The 19,545-nt window shown below is 41.9% G+C and carries 16 protein-coding genes; 6 read left to right on the forward strand and 10 right to left on the reverse strand.

The annotated features are described in order from the left end of the window. Positions 1-58: 58 nt before the first annotated feature. Positions 59-1,846 carry an aspartate kinase gene (locus FRE64_RS08930; RefSeq protein WP_146295692.1) on the forward strand — a complete coding sequence of 596 codons (1,788 nt, stop codon included), beginning with the start codon at positions 59-61 and terminating at the stop codon, positions 1,844-1,846. Between the two features lie 44 nt (positions 1,847-1,890). Here FRE64_RS08930 and FRE64_RS08935 read toward each other — a convergent pair whose 3' ends face one another. From FRE64_RS08935 to FRE64_RS17480, 5 genes are all read right to left on the reverse strand, one after another. After that, positions 1,891-3,114, reverse strand: a complete 1,224-nt coding sequence (locus tag FRE64_RS08935; RefSeq protein ID WP_146294489.1) for an RNA-guided endonuclease InsQ/TnpB family protein — start codon at positions 3,112-3,114, stop codon at positions 1,891-1,893. 147 nt (positions 3,115-3,261) lie between these two features. Beyond that, entirely contained in the window at positions 3,262-3,654 is a 393-nt protein-coding gene (locus FRE64_RS08940; protein ID WP_146295694.1) for a Rid family detoxifying hydrolase, read from the reverse strand. Between the two features lie 17 nt (positions 3,655-3,671). Continuing rightward, entirely contained in the window at positions 3,672-4,247 is a 576-nt protein-coding gene (locus FRE64_RS08945) for a CPBP family intramembrane glutamic endopeptidase (protein ID WP_146295696.1), read from the reverse strand. Positions 4,248-4,259: 12 nt separating this feature from the next. Then, positions 4,260-5,315 (reverse strand): DUF3326 domain-containing protein, encoded by a 1,056-nt coding sequence (locus FRE64_RS08950; RefSeq protein WP_146295697.1) that lies wholly within the window; start codon positions 5,313-5,315, stop codon positions 4,260-4,262. A gap of 3 nt (positions 5,316-5,318) precedes the next feature. Further along, a complete protein-coding gene (locus FRE64_RS17480; RefSeq protein ID WP_186708748.1) occupies positions 5,319-5,492 on the reverse strand; it encodes a hypothetical protein in 174 nt (57 codons plus the stop codon). 933 nt (positions 5,493-6,425) lie between these two features. Here FRE64_RS17480 and ltrA point away from each other — a divergent pair. Together ltrA and FRE64_RS08960 are read left to right on the forward strand one after the other, a co-directional pair. Next, on the forward strand, positions 6,426-8,138 hold the full coding sequence (gene ltrA, locus FRE64_RS08955) for a group II intron reverse transcriptase/maturase (protein ID WP_146295699.1): 1,713 nt from the start codon (positions 6,426-6,428) through the stop codon (positions 8,136-8,138). A gap of 141 nt (positions 8,139-8,279) precedes the next feature. After that, complete coding sequence (locus tag FRE64_RS08960) at positions 8,280-9,887, forward strand: Hsp70 family protein (protein WP_146295701.1); 1,608 nt, start codon at positions 8,280-8,282, stop codon at positions 9,885-9,887. Positions 9,888-9,956: 69 nt separating this feature from the next. Here FRE64_RS08960 and sbcC read toward each other — a convergent pair whose 3' ends face one another. Both sbcC and FRE64_RS08970 read right to left on the reverse strand, forming a co-directional pair. Beyond that, positions 9,957-12,974, reverse strand: coding sequence for an exonuclease subunit SbcC (gene sbcC / locus FRE64_RS08965; protein WP_146295703.1), 3,018 nt, complete (start codon positions 12,972-12,974; stop codon positions 9,957-9,959). A gap of 45 nt (positions 12,975-13,019) precedes the next feature. Continuing rightward, the gene (locus tag FRE64_RS08970; protein ID WP_146295704.1) at positions 13,020-14,108 is read right to left on the reverse strand and encodes an ABC transporter ATP-binding protein; all 1,089 of its coding nucleotides are present in this window, start codon (positions 14,106-14,108) and stop codon (positions 13,020-13,022) included. Positions 14,109-14,245: 137 nt separating this feature from the next. Here FRE64_RS08970 and FRE64_RS08975 point away from each other — a divergent pair, with 137 nt between their 5' ends. Beyond that, positions 14,246-14,782, forward strand: coding sequence for a phycobiliprotein lyase (locus tag FRE64_RS08975; RefSeq protein ID WP_146295706.1), 537 nt, complete (start codon positions 14,246-14,248; stop codon positions 14,780-14,782). A 44-nt stretch (positions 14,783-14,826) separates the two neighbouring features. Here the strand turns inward: FRE64_RS08975 and FRE64_RS08980 are convergent, their stop codons facing one another. The 3 genes from FRE64_RS08980 to FRE64_RS08990 form a co-directional block, all read right to left on the reverse strand. Further along, positions 14,827-15,987 carry a sugar phosphate nucleotidyltransferase gene (locus tag FRE64_RS08980; RefSeq protein WP_146295708.1) on the reverse strand — a complete coding sequence of 387 codons (1,161 nt, stop codon included), beginning with the start codon at positions 15,985-15,987 and terminating at the stop codon, positions 14,827-14,829. Positions 15,988-16,161: 174 nt separating this feature from the next. Continuing rightward, on the reverse strand, positions 16,162-16,953 hold the full coding sequence (locus FRE64_RS08985; protein WP_146295710.1) for a segregation/condensation protein A: 792 nt from the start codon (positions 16,951-16,953) through the stop codon (positions 16,162-16,164). Then, a complete protein-coding gene (locus FRE64_RS08990; RefSeq protein WP_146295712.1) occupies positions 16,953-17,306 on the reverse strand; it encodes a LapA family protein in 354 nt (117 codons plus the stop codon). The genes FRE64_RS08985 and FRE64_RS08990 overlap by 1 nt, the downstream gene beginning before the upstream one ends. A 166-nt stretch (positions 17,307-17,472) precedes the next feature. Between FRE64_RS08990 and FRE64_RS08995 the strand changes: the two genes are divergently transcribed. Further along, positions 17,473-18,012, forward strand: a complete 540-nt coding sequence (locus tag FRE64_RS08995) for a peroxiredoxin (RefSeq protein ID WP_146295713.1) — start codon at positions 17,473-17,475, stop codon at positions 18,010-18,012. Between the two features lie 142 nt (positions 18,013-18,154). Beyond that, complete coding sequence (locus tag FRE64_RS09000) at positions 18,155-19,543, forward strand: ABC transporter substrate-binding protein (RefSeq protein WP_146295715.1); 1,389 nt, start codon at positions 18,155-18,157, stop codon at positions 19,541-19,543. The last annotated feature ends 2 nt before the right edge of the window (positions 19,544-19,545 follow it).

The following is a 19,545-nucleotide window of genomic DNA, read 5'->3' on the forward strand; positions in this document are numbered from 1 at the left end:
GAGTTTGCTATCCTTAAAGGTTACATGATTCGCGCAGAGATGGGGAAATTATAACATTATGGCTCTGGTTGTTCAGAAGTTTGGCGGTACATCTGTAGGTTCAGTAGAAAGAATCCAAAAGGTGGCCCAACGAGTTTATGAGACGGCGCAAGCTGGGCATCAAGTAGTCGTTGTTGTGTCAGCAATGGGAAAAACCACAGATCAATTAGTGGGGTTAGCCGAAAGCATCTCTAGTAATCCCAGTGGACGGGAAATGGATATGTTGCTTTCTACAGGGGAGCAAGTTTCGATCGCGCTTTTAAGTATGGCGCTACAAGAGTTAGGACAACCAGCATTATCCTTAACAGGAGCGCAAGTGGGGATTGTCACCGAAACGTCTCACAGTCGCGCTCGCATTTTAGAAATTAAGCCCGATCGCGCTAAAAAACATTTACAAAAGGGAGAAGTAGTAGTTGTTGCTGGATTTCAGGGGATTACCAATGGTGAAGACATAGAAATCACGACTTTAGGTAGAGGAGGATCAGATACCTCGGCGGTGGCGTTGGCAGCAGCGTTACAAGCAGATTACTGTGAGATTTATACCGATGTCCCAGGTATTTTAACCACAGATCCGCGAATTGTTCCCGAAGCCCAACTCATGAGTGAAGTAACTTGTGATGAAATGCTGGAGTTGGCTAGTTTAGGGGCAAAAGTGTTACATCCTCGGGCAGTGGAAATTGCTCGGAATTATGGCGTAACCTTAGTGGTGCGATCAAGTTGGAGTAACGAACCTGGAACTAAGGTCATTTCTCCCTTACCCAAAGCGCGTTCTCTAACAGGGCTAGAAATTGGAAAAGCAGTTGATAGTGTACAGTTAGATACATCTCAAGGACAAGTGGCACTGTTAAGAGTTCCCGACTCCCCGGGGGTTGCTGGCAAACTATTTGGAGAAATTGCCGGTCAATCGGTAGATGTGGATTTAATTATTCAATCTATCCATGAGGGAAATACCAATGATATTGCCTTTACCGTTGATAGAAAAGTCATTAACACTGCAGAAGCAGTGGCAAGCGCGATCGCGCCTGCTTTGGGTAAATCTGATGCGGTGGAAGTGATGACAAATACAGAAATGGCAACGGTGGCGATTACTGGGGCGGGAATGATTGGTCGTCCTGGGATTGCTGCGGAGATGTTTACCACTTTAGCTGAAGCAGGGGTCAATATTCGGATGATTTCCACTTCTGAAGTTAAGATTGGCTGTGTCGTGGATAAAAAAGACAGCGAGCGCGCGATTAATGCCCTCTGTGAAGCCTTTGACCTCAGTAGTTCTCCTGTTGCCCCTCACACCCCAAAACCCACCGAGAAAATCAAAAATATCCCTGTGCGAGGTGTTGCCCTTGATACTAATCAGACCCAAATTGCCATTCGTCATGTTCCCGACTATCCTGGGAGAGCAGCCAAAGTATTTGGAGAGCTTGCCCAAAAGGGAATCAGCGTTGATATGATTATCCAATCACAGCGATCGCGCTTGATTAATCAAGTTCCTAGTCGTGATATTGCCTTTACAGTTTCTAAAATAGACGCGGAAATTACCCGACAAACCTTAGAAAGCCTCCTTCCTGAAATTGGCGCACAAGATGTTTTAGTGGAAGAAGACATTGCTAAAGTTAGCTTAGTCGGGGCGGGAATGGTTGGAACCCCTGGGGTAGCAGCTACCATGTTTAAGGCACTTGCCCAGCAACAAATCAATATTCAAATGATCACCACCTCTGAAATTAAAATTAGCTGTGTGGTTGCCAAATCTCAAGGAGAAACTGCTTTAAGGGTTATTCATCAAGTTTTTAATCTCCATCAGCCTGATCATTGACGCTCTCCCACTAAATCAGAGATTATAGTGGGAGATTCTTGCTTCTAACTACTAGAAACTAGGTTTCCAGCAGACGAGTCCGCTTGCCCCAATTGTTCGGAAACAACTGAAGTAGAAGCGGGTCTCTCCACAAGCTTTGAGTCTGGCTCGAAGCCAGCCGTTCCAGTCCGCCCGACTGTACGGAGTCCTTCTCTCAGAATGTTAATCGCGGCATTTTCATCTCTATCCAATTTAGTCCCACACTGACAAGCATGGGTTCTAGTTGATAGAGACTTTTTCACAATTCGACCGCAATTAGAGCATTCTTGAGAAGTGTAGTGAGGAGGAACAGCCACCGCTACTTTCCCAAACTTTTGTGCAAAATACTCTAACCACACTCGGAACTGATACCAACCAACATCTGAGATTGACTTAGCTAGACAGTGGTTCTTAACCATGTTAGACACCTTTAAGTTTTCATAGGCGATGAAGTCGTTAGACTTCACTACGCAACGCGCCAGTCTCAAGGCGTGTTCTTTACGTTGCCTACTTATTCTTAAATGTGCTTTACCTAACTTCTGTCTAGCTTTTCTGCGATTAGATGATCCTTTCTGTTTCTTAGAAAGACGGCGTTGAAGCCGTTTTAATTTCTGTTCTCCCTCTCTAAAGAAACGAGGATTAGGTTCTTTATGACCATCAGAGTCAGTATAGAAGGATTCTAAACCAACATCTAATCCTATGGTTCTCTTGGTGGGTTCTAATTGTTCTTTTACCTCTGTATTAATCAGGAATTGACAATAGTAACCGTCAGCCCTGCGAAGTAACCGTACTCGTTTAATTTCATCAGGATGATAGAAGTGTAAGTCTCTAGTTCCAACTAATTTCACCCGACCAATGCCTTTTTTGTCAGTGAAAGTTATATGCTTTCGGGTATTTAGGTCGAGCTTCCAGCCAGATGTTTTATATTCAACACTGCGGTTGTTTTTTTGGAACTGAGGATACCCTTTCTTTCCATTAATTCCTTTTTTACAGTTGTCATAGAACCGACTAATTGAAGACCAAGCTCGTTCAGCAGCAGACTGTCTTGCCATAGAGTTTAGTTCTTTAGCCCAAGAAAACTCCTCTGCCAATTGTTTACAGAGTTTGTTGAGAGCGTATTTATTAACGCCTTGATTGTCCATCCAGTAACGAATGCACTTATTTCGGATGAATTGTGTCGTCCGAATTGCTTCGTCAATGGCTTGAGTTTGAGCTTTTTTGGCTTTGACCTTAAACTCTAAGACAAACATCTTATGCTGAACTTTGTGGTTAAATTAATTCTAACACAAAAGATTTAAGGTTGTCCTGTCGGACTTTATTTTTTTGGGCGACGATTCATCTCCCATTAACCTGACGGTATAATGGGAGTCTTCTCATCGCATCAAGATAAACTATTCTTAAGCCATCGCCATACATTCAATTTCAATTAAAGCCCCTTTCGGCAACCGAGACACTTCCACACAAGCACGAGCAGGGGCTGTTTCAGGATCCAAATAAGAGCCATAAACCTCATTAACCGTGCTGAAATTGCTTAAATCCGTTAAGTAAATGGTCATTTTGACAACATGGTTCCAATCGACCCCAGCTGCGGTTAAAATTGCCTCAAGATTGCTCATTACCTGTTTAGTTTGGGCAACAATATCTCCCTCGCCGACTAGAGAACCCGTTTTTGCATCTAACGCCACTTGTCCAGACACAAAAATTAATTCCCCAGTCATAGCAACTGCTTGATTGTAGGGGCCAACGGGGGCAGCAGCTTGTTCACTCTTAATAATACGTTTATTGGTCATTTGTTATTGGGTCACTGCTAACGGTTTTCAAGTTTCCAGAGTAAACCAGAAACAAAATTAGTCATAATATGGGCAATAATCGGAATTAATAAATTCCCCGTAGCAATCATAACGGCTCCTAATACAAATCCGACGCTTGTTGCCCAAACTCCATAGGGCCATTGTTGTGCGCCACCGAGATGAAGCACACCAAACAAAACACTAGAAATAATAACTGCTATAATCCCTGATCCTAACGCTGGAATCATGACACCGCGAAATAACAGTTCTTCACTTAACCCCGGTAATAAGCCGAGCCAAATACTATCAGGAAGGGCTAAGGGTTTTAAGACTAAGTTTAAGTAATACTGTGCGCTTTCTCGATACGCTGGCCAAATTCTATAAATTAAGCCACTGGCTAAAATAATTCCTGTAGCCAAACCTAATCCAATTAAAACAGCTTCTAGGGTAAAGCTCAAGGGAAACAAAGCAACTGATCCCAGATATTGCCAAACCTTAGCCACTAAAAGTAATAAAATCGCAGTAACCCCCATAATCGTTAAGACCTGGGGACGGGTTAACGGCTCAAATTCAGAATTGTTCGGATTAGTCACGATAATAATTGGTTAATTTAAGCGACACAAAGACGATACAGAAACACGCAACGCATCAGGATTAATCCCGCCACGTTGAGCCACCAGTACCCCTAACGCTTCTAAGTAAGAATTTACTCGAATGGATTTGATCCCAAGCGATTCAGGGGCTACTTCCATTGTAGTTTGGTTGTCTTCCACTGCGATAATTGAACTGGAGAATTGACTAAAATTAATAATGGCACTTCCCCCAGCCGCGTTCGCTGGAATGACTACAGCATCAACATCTTTGGCGGTGATATCAGAGGGAGATAAAAGGTTAGATTTGACAAATTGGGGGGCGCGAGATAATCCCACTAATACACAGGGAAGAAAGGTATAGCCTAATTCTTCGGCGGCAGCGCGAGGAGAAAGATTTGGATCAGGGGGAAGGGGACTTAATGCCGGGGCATGGGCGCAAGGAATTTGAAATTCTCGTACAATGAGATGGGAAATAATGGCTTCAGTGCCAGCCAGGGCATCAACTCCTTTGCCTTGTCGATAGTTGGCTAGGGCTTCTGATTCAGGATCATCAGGAAAACGGGCAATAACCGCGATCGCGCTAACGTTTCCTTTCTCAATTAAAGTTTCGGCTGCTCGTAATAAACTATCGGGCTGTCCAATGGTTCCCCAACTAGCCCCAGAATTAGCGGTTCGTAGTTGCACATTTAAGGGGCTATCTGTTACCACATAGTCACCGATATTCACGCCAAGGGTTGTTTTAACGGCTTCTGCTGCTTGCCTGTGCCGTAATTGTAAATCGGCTTCGATCCCTTGATCAAAAATTAACCCCACTCGATTTTGATGCACAGGGCGTAATCCCCACTGATTGGCGGCAAAGCGATCTAAGCCATAGCCTTCCACGTAATATAAATTAGGCAGTGACCAATATAATTGTGCGCCATTGAGAACATTGGGATGGGTAATGAGGCGATCACTGATCTGCGCGATCGCGCGAGCAACAGGTAAAGCATCCCCAGCATACCCACCAATGCTAGCACCAATCCCAGTGGGAACCATCATAACCACTGTAAATGGACGTTGTGACACGATTTACGGTTGAGTAACGATGGCTTCTACTTGCGCTTTTTTCTGATCGGAATCAACCTTGGTAATTGCCCACCGTAAGGGCTTCCCTCGTTTGGCCAATTCTTTTTCAATTTCCTGCTGGAGGGTGATCGGCGTTTCAGTGAGATCAATTTCTGCTTCAATAAAGTGAGTTGTCATCAGTATCTGTTTATTAAATGCATCTTTAAGGAGTAATATAGCAGTTTTCTCCCTCAGAAGGGACGTTTTTAATTGTTTTATCACCTAGGTTTCCTGAAACGGGATTAGAAAAAAGGCTGTGTTAGGCTTATACTCTAGTGGTGCGACACGAAAAAGGGTTACTTACTTTGTAATTTTCCCTGTCGCATTTTGAGAGTGAGACCCTCAGAAAGTCTCTACCCTAGTGTGCAAGGGTATGTCCGCCTCCAACTGCGTAGCTAGTAACGGCTGAGTGGAAAGCAGGAGGTCAAATGCAACTCGCTGGATTATGACCTGCCAGAAAGGTGAGTGCTAGGACAAGTTCAGCACGGTGAGCGAGAGCTAAGTGTCCGATGAGCCGTCGTTATATGAGTCCCTGTAAGTTAAGGTCTAGTGCCGAGCAGGTAGTGAAACAGGGGGTTAGCAGTGAAAGTGAGAGCAAGTAGCTGGTCGTTAAGGGCGATGGTCAGGTTTTACTCCCACTAGTAGTAAAACAAAGGTTAACTTCCGTGTACTAAGTTAACTAGCACACCGTAACACCCTCGGCGGATAGGACACCACCTAACCTGAGCGTATCTCTCGAATGCGAAACGTGGTAAGCCCTTAAGGGTCTGGTCTCGACCAGTAAGCCAACCGTAAGGAAAGCCTAATTCCCTTGGGGGAAGAGGATAACTTAAGAAGCGAATGCCGTTAGCCGTCTCTGGGCAGGGAGTCATTGAGAACCCGATTTCGGAATCAACCGATAACTTGGTGGCACTTAAGCAAGAGCTTGAAGGCAAGAGGAAAGCCCGACAGGGTATAACTCGACGGATAGGGGTTCAAAATTTTCCCCACCCGAAAGGGGAGCTAACTTAAGTTCAGGTGAACTCTCTGAGTTCCAAAGCGAAGTGACCAAATTCTTGTAGGAAAAGTTAGATGTTGTTTACAACAAACGTAACTCTTGAAAATCATGCGGAATGCTGGCACAGTCTCGACTGGCGCAAAGCTAACCGTGTGGTTCGGAATCTGAGGCGACGGATATTCAGAGCTACCCGTGAAGGCAACCTGAAAAAGGTTCGTAGTTTACAGAAGCTGTTGCTCAAGTCTTTCTCCAATCTGGTGTTAGCCATAAGGCGATGCACTCAAGAGAATCAAGGCAAACGCACAGCAGGAATCGACGGTCGAATTGCCCTGAGTCCGAAAGAACGGTGGGAACTTGTCTGTGAGTTACAGGTTCTAAATGACACCATTGCGTCACCCACCCGACGGATTCAGATACCTAAACCGAATGGCAAAAAGCGTCCTCTAGGTATCCCTATCGTGACCGACCGCATTCGACAAGCGGTTGTAAAGTCTGCTCTCGAACCTCACTGGGAGGCTAAGTTTGAACCGTCTTCATACGGTTTCAGACCTGGAAGGAGTCCACACGATGCACTTGCACGGGTAAAAGACCTAACCAAACAAAGCCCACAGGGTTTACCCCCTAAGAAACAGTGGATAGTAGATGCTGACATTAAGGGATGCTTTGATAATATCGACCACCAGCACCTAATGGGAGTCATAGGCAACTTCCCTGCAAGGAAGTTAATCAATTCATGGCTCAAGGCAGGATACGTTGAGAAAGGAAACTTTCATCCTACCGATGAGGGAACACCCCAAGGCGGAGTCATCAGCCCTCTGTTAGCCAATATCAGCTTACACGGTTTGGAAAACGCACTAGGTGTTAAATGGATGGTTCGGAAGGGTAATACAAAGAGCGGTATATACGCCACCCTTGCTCGCTCAAAACGAGCTGTTATCAGATTTGCAGATGACTTCATAATCCTATGTGAATCAGAGGAAGACGCAAAATCAGCCAAAGAGGAAGCCAACGCATTCTTATCCGAGCGAGGACTCCATCTCTCTGAAGAAAAGACAAAAATCTGTCACCTCAATGATGGATTCGATTACTTAGGGTTTCATGTCCACAGGTATCCTGATAAGCAAAAGGATAGTGAATATATTACCCTTATCACCCCTAGTGCTGATAAAGTTAAGGAGACAAGACAACAACTCAGAGAGATTTGGCTACAGGCAAAAGGCAAACCTACAGAATGGATAATACAAAAACTAAACCCCATAATCAGGGGTAAGGCTAATTACTGGAACAAGGTTAGTAGCTCCAAAGTATTCCAAGAACTGGATAATTATATTTTCAGAAGGGAATGTTGCTTTATTAACAGACAGCACCCCACCAAGCCTAAATACTGGAAAAAAGAACGCTACTACGGGAGATTTAACCTTAATCGACCTGACAGCAAATGGTACTTTGGTAGTAAAACGAATGGAATGTATCTAATACAATTCTCTGAGTTCAATATAGAATACCATAAAGCAGTACCATACGATTATACTCCTTACAACCCCGACCCAGTAGTTCAAGAACACTTTAAGAAGAAAAACCATTCTGAGGCGACTAAATTAAATAAAAGGAATCAAAGGTTAGCCAATAAACAGGGTTACAAATGCCCTCACTGCGGTGAATCTCTATTCAATGGAGAGCCTTACGATGTTCATCATCGTGTTCCTAAAAAAGATGGCGGTAGCGATAAAATCTCTAATTTGGTGATACTCCATCGTGAATGCCACAAAGCAACTCACCACGGGTAGCTTGTGTTTGCTTGAGCCGTATGCGGTGAAAGTCGCACGTACGGTTCTTAGGGGGGAAAGAGACCAAGATGTTATTCTGTAAGGGTAATATCAAGGTCTCTGACCTACCCGACATAGTGGTACTATAAAACGGCTTGAAAGATGACGGAAGGTGCAAACTACGCGATCGACTTTGGAACGAGTAACACTGTAATTACTCGTTGGAATGCAACCACAGAAGAAGCAGAGGTAGTTCTTCTCTCGGGAATCTCTCAACAGTTACCGAATAATCCGCCGTTGATTCCTAGTTTACTCTATGTGGAAGAGGCAAATGATCAGAAAGTGGTGGTTGGTCAAGCGGTGCGCGATCGCGCTTTGGATGTTAAGTCAGACCCCCGTTTCTTTCGTAGCTTTAAGAGAGGAATTGCTGCCCCGGTACAAGGTTTTCTCCCAGAATTAGACGGCAAAACTGTAACGTTTGAACAAGCAGGAGAATGGTTTTTAAGGGCGTTAACCCAACAACTGCAACAGGAAGCAAAAACGGACATTGAATCATTGGTGTTAACCGTTCCCGTTGATAGTTTTGAAGCCTATCGCAACTGGTTAACTCAAGTTTGTAGCAATCTAGAGGCAAAGCAAATTCGTCTCCTAGATGAATCTACAGCAGCAGCGTTAGGCTATGGAACCGCCCAGCAACAGGTTTTACTTGTGATTGACTTTGGTGGGGGAACGGTTGATTTTTCTCTAGTGCAATTAAACTTAGGAGAGGAAGGAAAACAGCCTCTTGGTTTTATTTTGAAATGGGGAGATAAGTTATTAGGGGAAAAGTCGTCTCAGAAAGTGAAAACAGCGCGAGTCTATGGGAAAGCAGGGGCAAATTTAGGAGGGAGTGATATTGATGATTGGTTAGTTGATTATTTTGTGAAAACCCAAGGAATTGAAAAGTCAGCATTAACCACACGTTTAGCAGAACGGTTAAAGGTACAGCTATCTTCGCAGGAGGAAGCCGAAGAAGTCTATTTTGATGAGACAACTTTAGATACCCTAGAGTTAAAATTAAAGCGCGATCAGTTAGAGGAGATTTTACAAGAGCATCAATTTTTCGCACAACTCGATGATTTGATGACTCAAGTCTTGCAACAAGGACGACGCAATGGGATTGAAGCTTCAGAAATTCAGTCCGTTTTATTAGTAGGGGGAAGCGTCCAAATTCCAGCAGTGCAAAACTGGTTACAAGGGTATTTTGAGGAAAGTAAAATTAAGTGTGATCGTCCTTTCAGCGCGATCGCGTCAGGAGCTTTACAATTAAGTCAAGGGTTAGAATTAAAAGATTTTCTCTATCACAGCTACGGCGTTCGCTATTGGAATTATCGAGAAAATAAACACAGTTGGCATCCTATTATTAAAGCAGGACAACCCTATCCCATGACAACCCCTGTCGAATTAACCCTTGGCGCTTCTGTGGATAATCAGCCTAGTATTGAATTAGTAATTGGAGAATTAGGGTCAGAAAATACAGGGCGTACAGAGGTCTATTTTGATGGTAATCGTTTGGTGACAAAAACAATAGAAGATGAAGAAACTAATGTCATTCCTTTAAATGAAGATGCAAAAACTATTGCTAATTTAAATCCTCCAGGAAGCCCAGGGCGCGATCGCGTTAAAATTAAATTTTGGGTTGACCAACAGCGATCTTTAAAAATTACTGTCGAAGATTTGCTCACCCAGCAGATATTATTACAAGACCAAATTGTTACCGAACTAAGTTAATTTCATATTGGAGTTGATAAATTGTGACTAAGCTCACGCAATGACAATGTAGCTCAAGCCCTCGCTAGTTTAAGAGGTTAAGGTAAGCTGTGATCCTTCCATAGTTTTAGTAACTTCAATGCGGTGTTGGAAGGCTTCTTTAAATTGAGGCATATGGGTAACTGCTAGAATACAACAAAAATCAGGCGCGATCGCGTTAATAGCGGCAATTAAACGTTCACATCCTTCGCTATCTTGTGTCCCAAATCCTTCATCTATAATTAGTAATTGTAAGGCAGTTCCAGCGCGTTGGGCTAATAGTTTCGCTAAAGCTAACCGAATGGCAAAATTAATCCGAAATCCCTCACCCCCTGAATAAGTTTCATAAGCCCTTGTTCCTTGAGTATCAGCAATAATAATATCAAGGGTATCAATTAATTTAGTTTGCTTCTTAGATCGCCCTTTACTTGCTTTTTGAGTTAAAAACTGCACATGAAGTTGATTCCCCGTCAGACGACTTAAGATGTAATTGGTTTGCGCTTCTAGTTGCGGTAAGATGTTTTCAATCATCAGGGCTTGAATGCCATTTTTTCCAAAGGCTTGGGAAAGTTCGTTATAAATCGTATGTTTGCGTTTGAGAGTTTGTAATTGCTCTTTTGAGGCTTCATATTTGCTTTTTAAGTCTTGGAGATAGCTTAGTTTTTCCTCTAGCTTCCCTTTTTTGGAAAGATAGGAATCAAGTTTTTGGCGTTGTTGCTGAGTTTTAGTTTCTAATTGTTTAATTTGATCACGAACATCTTGAATATTTGCCATTTCTTGGCGTAAAGTTTCTTTTTGTTGCTGATAGTCTTGTTTTTCTTTTTGTCGTTTTTCAAGACGTTTTTGAGTTTCATTGAGTTCTTGTTCTCGTTGAGGATAGTCAGCTTTTGCTCGTTGCAATTCTTGATATTGGATTTGGCTATTTTGGGATTCTCTTAAAGAATTGAGTATTTCATTATGGCGCGATCGCGCATAGCCTAATTCTTCTATTTCTGCATCAATTTGGTTTAAATTTTCACTTAATTCCGATTCTTTTTTAGCAATTTCTTGTTTTTTAGCCTCCAGATTACTTTCTAACTCTGGTTTGCGTTTTCCAATTTTAGCTAACTCCTTTTTTGCCTCTTCTAACTGTTCCCCTTTCCGTTCAGCATACCGTAAGCGTTCCACCTCTCCTCTTGCTACAGCATGACTTTTTTCATCATAATTGATCTCATTAAGTCGCTGTTCTATAGTTTGTAATTCCGCTTGCCATTGTTGAGCATAATTTTGCTGTTCTAAACTCTCTTGAATTGCTTTAATTTCTTGATTTAAATTTGAGATTTCTTCATGAATATCACAAGTGCTATCTAGCTGTGACTCTACTTGGGCTTGTCTTGCCACTAACTGATCATGAACGGCTAATTCTTGGGTAATTTCCTCGTACTCTTGATGATACTTTTCTAACTCTCGCTGAGATTTCGCTAAATCTTCCCAAATTGTTTCCTTTTCCCTTGCAATTGACTGATGTTCATGATTAATTTTATCAGTAACCCGTTTTTTATGATCGTCATCTAAAGGGGTTTCACACAACGGACAAACTGCTTCCTCATTTTTAAGCAGTTCTAATTTTTTAAGCAATTCATCAAGCTGTTTTTGATATGTTTTTTCACTTTCTTGTAATCTTTCCTTAGTTGCCTGTTTCTCTTGTTTTTTCTCTTGAATCCGTTGAGAATAATTCTGTTTTTTATTTAATTCCGCTAATCTTTCCTCAATCTCCTGATACTCTTGTTTCATCGCAGGAACTTGAGCTAGTTTTTCTCTTAATTCCTCTCGATTTGCTTCTAATTGTTCTAAACGGGCTTGTTTGCGAGACGATTCCCGTTCAATTTCTAATTGCAAGGTTTGACGGCGCTGCATGAGGGGAGACACTTCTTCTTGTAACTTATCCAGTTCTTGCAATCGTTTCCGCGCCGCTTGGAGTTGACTGAGGGCTTCCTTAATCTCTTCTTCTTTTTGTAGCGTTTTTTGATAAGATTGCTCTTGGCTTGCTAAGTTTTCTAATTCGGTTTCTAAACGTTGAACATCTAACTTTAACTGATTAGTAACTGCTTGCTGATCTTCTTTAACTTGTTGACGTTGCTGTTGTAAATCTTGATAAGTTTGAAATTTCTTAGAAAGACTCGCTTCTTCTTCTTGTAGTTGTAAATAAGTTTGATAGGCTTTATTAATAGTTTCTTCTTGGTTTAATAGTTCACTTAACTGAGAAAGAGTTTGCTGAAGCTGTGTTTGCTTTTCTTGAAGATCACGACAGTCTTTAGTAATAATTTCTTCTTGTTGTTGATACCAGTCGAGTTGTTCTTGCTTGCTTTGTCGTTGGGAGTCTAAAGTTTTGAGATGCTGAAGCTGAGATTGATCAGAGGCTTGAGTTTCCTGTAACGCTTGATAGTCTTGATTAATTTTGTCTAATTCTGTCTGGGTTGTTTTTTCTTCTGCAATTTTTTCCTCAGTCAGTGTTAAATTTTGTTCTAACTGTTCTACTTTTCCTTTAAAGGTTTTAGCCGTATCCCTTGCTTGTTCAGATAGCGTTTGATATTGATCTAATTTTAAGAGTTCTGCTAAAACTTTTTTCCGTTCGCTAGGAGAACGCATCATAAACTCATCAGCACGTCCTTGACGTAAATAAGCAGAATTGATAAAAGTATCGTAATCTAATTTTAGTAAATCATTAATTTTCTGTTGAGTAGCTTTTACTCCTTTAGCTGTCAAGGAATAAAACTGACCATTTTCTTGTTGCACCTGTAATTCTAAACCCGCACTTTGTCCTCGTCGCCGTTTCCTTATTACGCGATAAGTTTCGCCATTACATTGAAACCGAAAATCTACTTGTACTTCTTGACCATTCGTATTAATCACATCTTCATCAGAAGCAGTGCGAGTTTTTCCCCATAATGTCCAAGTAATTGCTTCTAAAAGTGATGATTTCCCAGCACCATTGGCACCACAAATACAAGCAGTATGAAGTCCAGTAAAATCAAGGGTTGCTTGTTGATAGCTGAGAAAGTTGGAGAGAGTGAGTTGTTTTGGAATCATATTATTTGTTATACATTATTTATTAACTAGTTTTTATTCAACAATTTATACTATTCTCTCACCATTAATTTCGTTAAAAATAAAGACCTGCTTTAAATCTACTGCAACAGTTAACTGGTCTTTCGGTTTTCCTGACCAAGTTCCAGAAACAAAAAAATTAATGACTTCTTCTGTTTCTGGAATTTTCCCTCTAAGTAACGTTTCACGCCCTAAGGGTTCTATGAGTTCAATTTGCAGGGTTAATTTTGCCATATCAGGCATTTCAGAGGAAGAAATATCTGAAATAGCTTCAGGACGAATTCCCAAATATACTTTATTTTGATGAGACAACTGGTGGTTATTTAAGTTTTCAGGAATAGAAACAGTTTGCTTCCCAATTTGTAATTCCCCATCTTGGTATTGAGCCTTAATTAAATTCATGGGAGGGTTTCCTAAGAAACCAGCAACCATCATATTAGCTGGATTATTATATACCTCTTCTGGGCTCCCAATCTGCTGAATTTTTCCTTCATCTAGTACCACTAATTTTTCTGCTAGGGTCATGGCTTCAACTTGATCATGGGTAACGTAAATGGTAGTGATTTTAAGTTCTTGATGCAAGCGTTTCAGTTCAGCACGAGTTTCTTCTCGTAGTTGAGTATCGAGGTTAGAGAGGGGTTCATCTAATAAAAAAGCCTGAGGTTGCCGAATAATAGCGCGTCCTAGTGCAACTCGCTGTTGTTGCCCTCCAGAAAGTTGTTTCGGTTTACGTTGCAGGAGATGGGCAATACCTAGAGATTGAGCGATGGTTTTCACTTGTTGATTAATGGTTTTTTTGTCCGTTTTCCGCATCTTTAAGCCGAAGCCCAAGTTTTCAGCAACGGTAAAGTGAGGGTAGAGGGCATAGTTTTGGAAGACCATGGCAACATCTCGATTTCGTGCTGGTAAGTCATTGACGCGACGATCATTGATGTAAATGCTCCCTTGGCTAACCGCTTCTAAACCGGCTATGGTTCTTAAAAGGGTGGATTTGCCACAACCAGAGCGTCCAACTAAAACACAAAACTGTCCATCTTCAATGGTGAGCGATATATCGGCGATCGCGCTCGTGTTTCCATAATACCTAGATACATCTTTTAAGGCTACTTTTGCCATATTCCACTCTCTTTATTTAATTTCTGCAAAATTTATTACAACAGAGGGAAGCCATTTCCGATATTATTAATTATTGTAAAGGTAAAGCCAAAAAACTATAGTTTTTTTGGTAACAGCCATTAGTCATAAGGATATCAGTGAAATCACAACCCAACGCGTTATCAATCCAAACCAAACCTTTAATCGCCCAGTTTTTCCGTACCACAGCAGGGCAATGGCATTCTCAACGCCGTTATTACACTCTACCTGAGGGAAAAACAAAAGAAGTTACCAGTGAGATTTGGGTAGAGTTTTTAGAACCGGGATCTAAAGAATTAGTGGAGTTAGAAAAACTCCATTATTTCACCTCAGAAACCCTCATTTGTGGGGCAAAGGTGAGTTGGCAAAGTACCGATGACAGCACAGGGCGCAAACAGTCGGAGGATTCCACCTTATTTGGGGCTTTAGGAAATACCCTTTATCGCGATCGCGGTTTTGCCATTGCCACCCCAGTTACTGCTGACTTTTACTTTCCCAATCCCAAAACTCTCTGTTTGCGGACAGAATACAACGGTTCAGTGTTTGAAGAAGAATTAAAGTTAATCAGCGACCGTTATCGCACTCGTCAGACCATTATCTCCCGTGCCGGGGAAGAAATTATGATTGGTCAATATCTAGAAAAACGATTGGCTTAGATAGAACAATCAAGGCTGGATTAACTCTCCCAACCTAAGTGCTTTTACTCACCAATCAGTAACTGCGCGATCGCCTCTTGTTCTTTTAACTCATATTTCGGTGGCGTTTGTCTAGAATCTGTAATCAACCAATCCAACGCCGCCGCTTGCACATCAATAGTGGTTCCCGTTTTATCCACACAGTAACGTCCAAAGACCAACTTATCCACCAGACGCACTTTTGGCCCCAAACGAGAATATTCAAAGATAACACTATTTTTTACCGTTGCCCCGCTACAAATCCAGCAATTGGGACCAATCATTGCCGGACCAACAATCGTTGCCCCATCTTCAATGCGAGTCATGCCACCAATATAAACAGGACCCGTGATATCTACCTTATCCCAGTTTACGGCAACATTTAACCCCGTATGAATTCCTGGCGCAACTTCTGTTCCTGGAATCTCCACATTGTTAATTTCTCCTAAAAGCACTCCTCGAATCGTGTGCCAGTAGTCAGGAACTTTACCAATATCTACCCATTGAAAGTCCATGGGAACCGAATAAAAAGGCGCACCTGCCTCCACTAATTTTGGGAAAAGATCGCTACCGAGATCATAAACCTGTTGCGGAGGAATATAATCAATAACCTCTGGTTCTAAAATGTAAATCCCTGTATTAATTTTATTACTAAGAGCCTCATCCATAGAAGGTTTTTCTTGGAAGGCAATAATGCGATTCTCCTCATCAGTGACAACCACCCCATAGCTAGATACCTTATCTTGAGGAACTTCTTTAGTAACAATCGTCGCGATCGCGCCTCTTTCCTTATGTTGTTTCACTGCCTCGGTTAAATCTAAATCAATTAAAGCATCCCCACACAAAACCACAAAAGTATCATCAAAAAACTTATTAAAATCTTGAATACGCCGAATTCCGCCAGCCGATCCCAAGGCTTCTCCCACTAATTCCCCATCGACAATACGTCCTTCAAAAGAATAAGCAATATCAACCCCAAAGCGCTGCCCATCACGAAAATAACTTTCAATCTCATGCGCTAAATGACTCACATTGACCATAATCTGATCAAAGCCATGTTGTCGCAACAGTTCCAACAAGAACTCCATCACTGGCTTTTGTAAAATGGGAATTAATGGTTTGGGAATTGTATAAGTAATGGGTCGAACCCGAGTTCCTTTTCCCGCGGCCAAAATCATGGCTTTCATCGGCATTTACTCCTAAATTTTCTGATGCGCTGACTTAATTCTGCTTTCTTCGGCTAAATAGAAGAAATCTCTATTAAACTGCATTGTAGCGATTCTCACAGAGAGAAATTTGTTCTCACACTACAATACTTAAACTAATTTTCTCATAAGCGTCGCCTCTCTTGTTGAGATTCTTTAATCTTCGTTGATGAGCAAACGTAAATTAAGATCTTGATAAAATGCTTCCTGAGATAATTCCACCTTCGATTGAGAAGAAAGAAGTAATAAAGCCCAAAAAACTCCCACGCGATGGGATTGAGACGTTTCTCCTTCCCTTTCTGTTTCCCACCACTGCACTAATTCCTCTAAAGTGAGCCAATTTTGAGGCTGAACTTGCTTGATCTGAGCCATTAAAAATTGTTCTAATTCTGTAGCAAGTTCTGTTAAATTTTCATTATGGGCTAAGTGAGAGATCATGCGGGCAGTTTCTCGTTTTCCCTGTTTTTTAGAGGAATTAGAAGAAGATTTCCCCCCATTGCTTTCTATTTCTGTGGCTAAATCCTGAATTTGAGTAATTAATTCTGAAAGTGTAACTCGTCTTTTTTTCGGAGGAGGCGCACTACCACGACGACGAATACAATGTTCTAATTTCTGAGGTAGCTTTCGCCTCTGACTCTCTTCTTCCTCTTCAGAAACAGTTTCTTCTGACTCCCATTCTGGTTCTTCTGCAAGGGCTTCTAGAGTATCAGCTTTTAAAGACACTAACATCGAAGCCCAAAGAAATGCCTGTCCTGATTGTGGTAAGTTTGTTTGTTGATCACGATCAGGATTAAGTGCATTAATTTCTTGGAAAAAGCGATCCACCACCTTAATGACATCCACATCCCAAGGATCAATTTCTCCCTGTTGGGCAAGATCAATCAGAAGATTAATGGCAAGATCAGCAGTATTTTCTTTTCTCGCTTCCAAGTTAGGATCAGGCTTCATTATGACTCATTTGGCGATGCTTCTTCCCCTTGCGGTAAGCTTTTTTGCTGTTCTTCTAACTGGCTTTTATAAGTTTCCACATCTTTACTCAAGTTTTCTAATTCCTTTTCCTTTTTTTTTAACTCCCGCTTTTGCCCAAAAGTAGCAATTTGACGAGCTAAACGACTCCAGATGCTGTATAGCCAAGCTAAGGTGGCTCCCAGTCCCATCGCTAAAATTAACTCAATGGCTAGGGGGGCTTGGACACGATACCCCGGAATAATTTGAATTGTTACCAATTCTGTATTCTCGATGCTAAATAAGACTAAGGCTAACCCGCTAGCAAAAATTACCACGAAATTAAGAATACGCATTACTCACTCCTAAATTTTTCAGTTTCTGAGGGTATCATGACAAAATCTGGTGAGATTTTAACTTTTTTTTGCCCTGTTTGGTTGGGTGCAACAAGGAATATTCCAATTTTCTCTCGGTTGAAAATTGCTATATTTTAAAGTTAGGCGCTTGTATTCCAGAACCGTTATGTCCCGTCGTTATCTCCTTATTTTAGGGTTAAGCCTAAGTCTAGCCTTCTTCTGTTTTCTTCCTAACGCCCAAGCCTTAGGCGGAAAGAAACCTCCTCTCAATGAACCCGCCCCAGAATTTACCCTTCCCACGAATAACGGAAACGGAGAAGTTTCCCTATCAGATTACCGAGGGCAATGGGTGGTTTTATATTTCTACCCCAAAGACTTCACCTCTGGTTGTACCCTCGAAGCCAAAAACTTCCAAAAAGATTTAGAGAAGTATCAGGCGCGGAATGCCCAAATTATTGGTGTCAGTGGTGATGATGTCCAGTCTCATGAAGAATTTTGTGAGGAAGTGGGAATTGAGTTTCCCCTGCTTGCCGACACAAATGGTTCCGTGAGTAAAACCTATGGCTCATGGCTAGGAATTAGATCGCTACGTCATACCTATCTCATTGATCCTGAGGGGATTCTAAGAGAAATTTTTATCGGCGTAAAGCCCCCCATTCATAGTCAAGAAGTCTTAGCCCGTTTAGACGAGTTGCAGGAAAAGTAAAAAAAGATGTAGAAAGTGTATTCTAGAATACTGTTTATTGCTTAATAAACCCTTAATCTTGTCTGGCAAATAGCATCAAATCACAACTTTAATTAAAGGTTGAGCATTTTGCCCAAACGTTTTCAATTATTAAGGGTGAATAATGACAAACAAGCGTTTTTATTACAATCTAGGCTTAGGAAGAACTTCTCGCCGTAAATTCTTGCAGTATAGTTCTCTAGCAGTCGGCACAGGAATGCTAGCAGCGTGTAATGGCTTTAATGGTGGAGGCGAGGGTACAGGGCCTCTAGATGATGATTTTGGTGAGAATCCGATTCCCGTTGGTGTCTTATATTCCACAACTGGTGAAATTGCCATTGTAGAAAAATCACTTCAAGAAGCAACCTTTCTTGCCATTGACCAAATTAATAGCGGAACAGGCCCCTGGGAAGGCAATGGAGAGGGGATTAACGGTCGCAAAATTCAACCGGTTGTAGTGAATCCAGACTCCGACTGGGACTTATATAACCAGATGGCACGACGCTTAATCAATGATGATGAAGTGAAATGTGTGCTGGGATGTTATACCTCTGCCAGTCGTTTGGCAGTTCTCCCTGTATTTGAAGGGGAAGATTCTATCCTCTACTATCCTGTCTATTACGAGGGCAATGAGTGTAGTTCCAATGTCTTCTATACGGGAGCTGCTCCCAACCAGCAGGTAACTGACTCTATTCCTTATTGCTATGAAAACTTTGGCCCCCGGGCTTTCTTCGTTGGTTCCGATTATGTCTATCCCCGAGAAAGTAATCGCATTGCCATAGCAGAGTTAGAAGAACTCGGTGGAGAGTCAGTGGGTGAAGAATATGCCGAGTTAGGAACCACTGAATTTAGCACCATCATCAATCGGATTCAGCAAGCCCAACCTGATTTTGTTTTAAGTAATATCGTTGGTGACAGTATTCCTGCCTTTTATCGTCAGTACCGAGACGCTGGCATTACTCCTGATCAGATTCCCATCATGGCTTATCCCACTACCGAAGAAGAAATTCAAGCTATGGGTGCAGAATTTGCAGAGGGTCACTACACCAGTTTTAACTACTTCCAAAGCGTAGAAAGCCCAGAAAATGAAATATTTGTCCAAGAGTTTAAAGAAATGTTCGGTGACAATCGCGTCACTAATGGGGTAATGGAAGCAGCTTACATTCAAACTTTCTTCATGGCGCAAGCAATGAAAGACATTCTAGAGGCCGGGGATGAAATTACTACTGAAACCTTACGAGAAGCGACTCGCGGGCAAGAATTTCAAGCACCTCAAGGAAAAGTAAAAGTTGACGAAGATAATTACCATGCTTATCTTTATGCCCGTATCGCCCGCTGGAACTCAGAAGGACAAGCCGATATTCAATTTTCTAGCCCGGCAGCCATTAAGCCTATTCCTTGGAGTCAAGCCTTATATCCTGGGCGGATGTGTCAACACCCCCAACCTGATGACCGCAGTGGTGGCATTGTCGAGACGGATGAAGAGCTAGAAACGACTTATCTCGATGTATAAAT

Source organism: Euhalothece natronophila Z-M001, from assembly GCF_007904085.1.
Taxonomy (GTDB): domain Bacteria; phylum Cyanobacteriota; class Cyanobacteriia; order Cyanobacteriales; family Rubidibacteraceae; genus Halothece; species Halothece natronophila.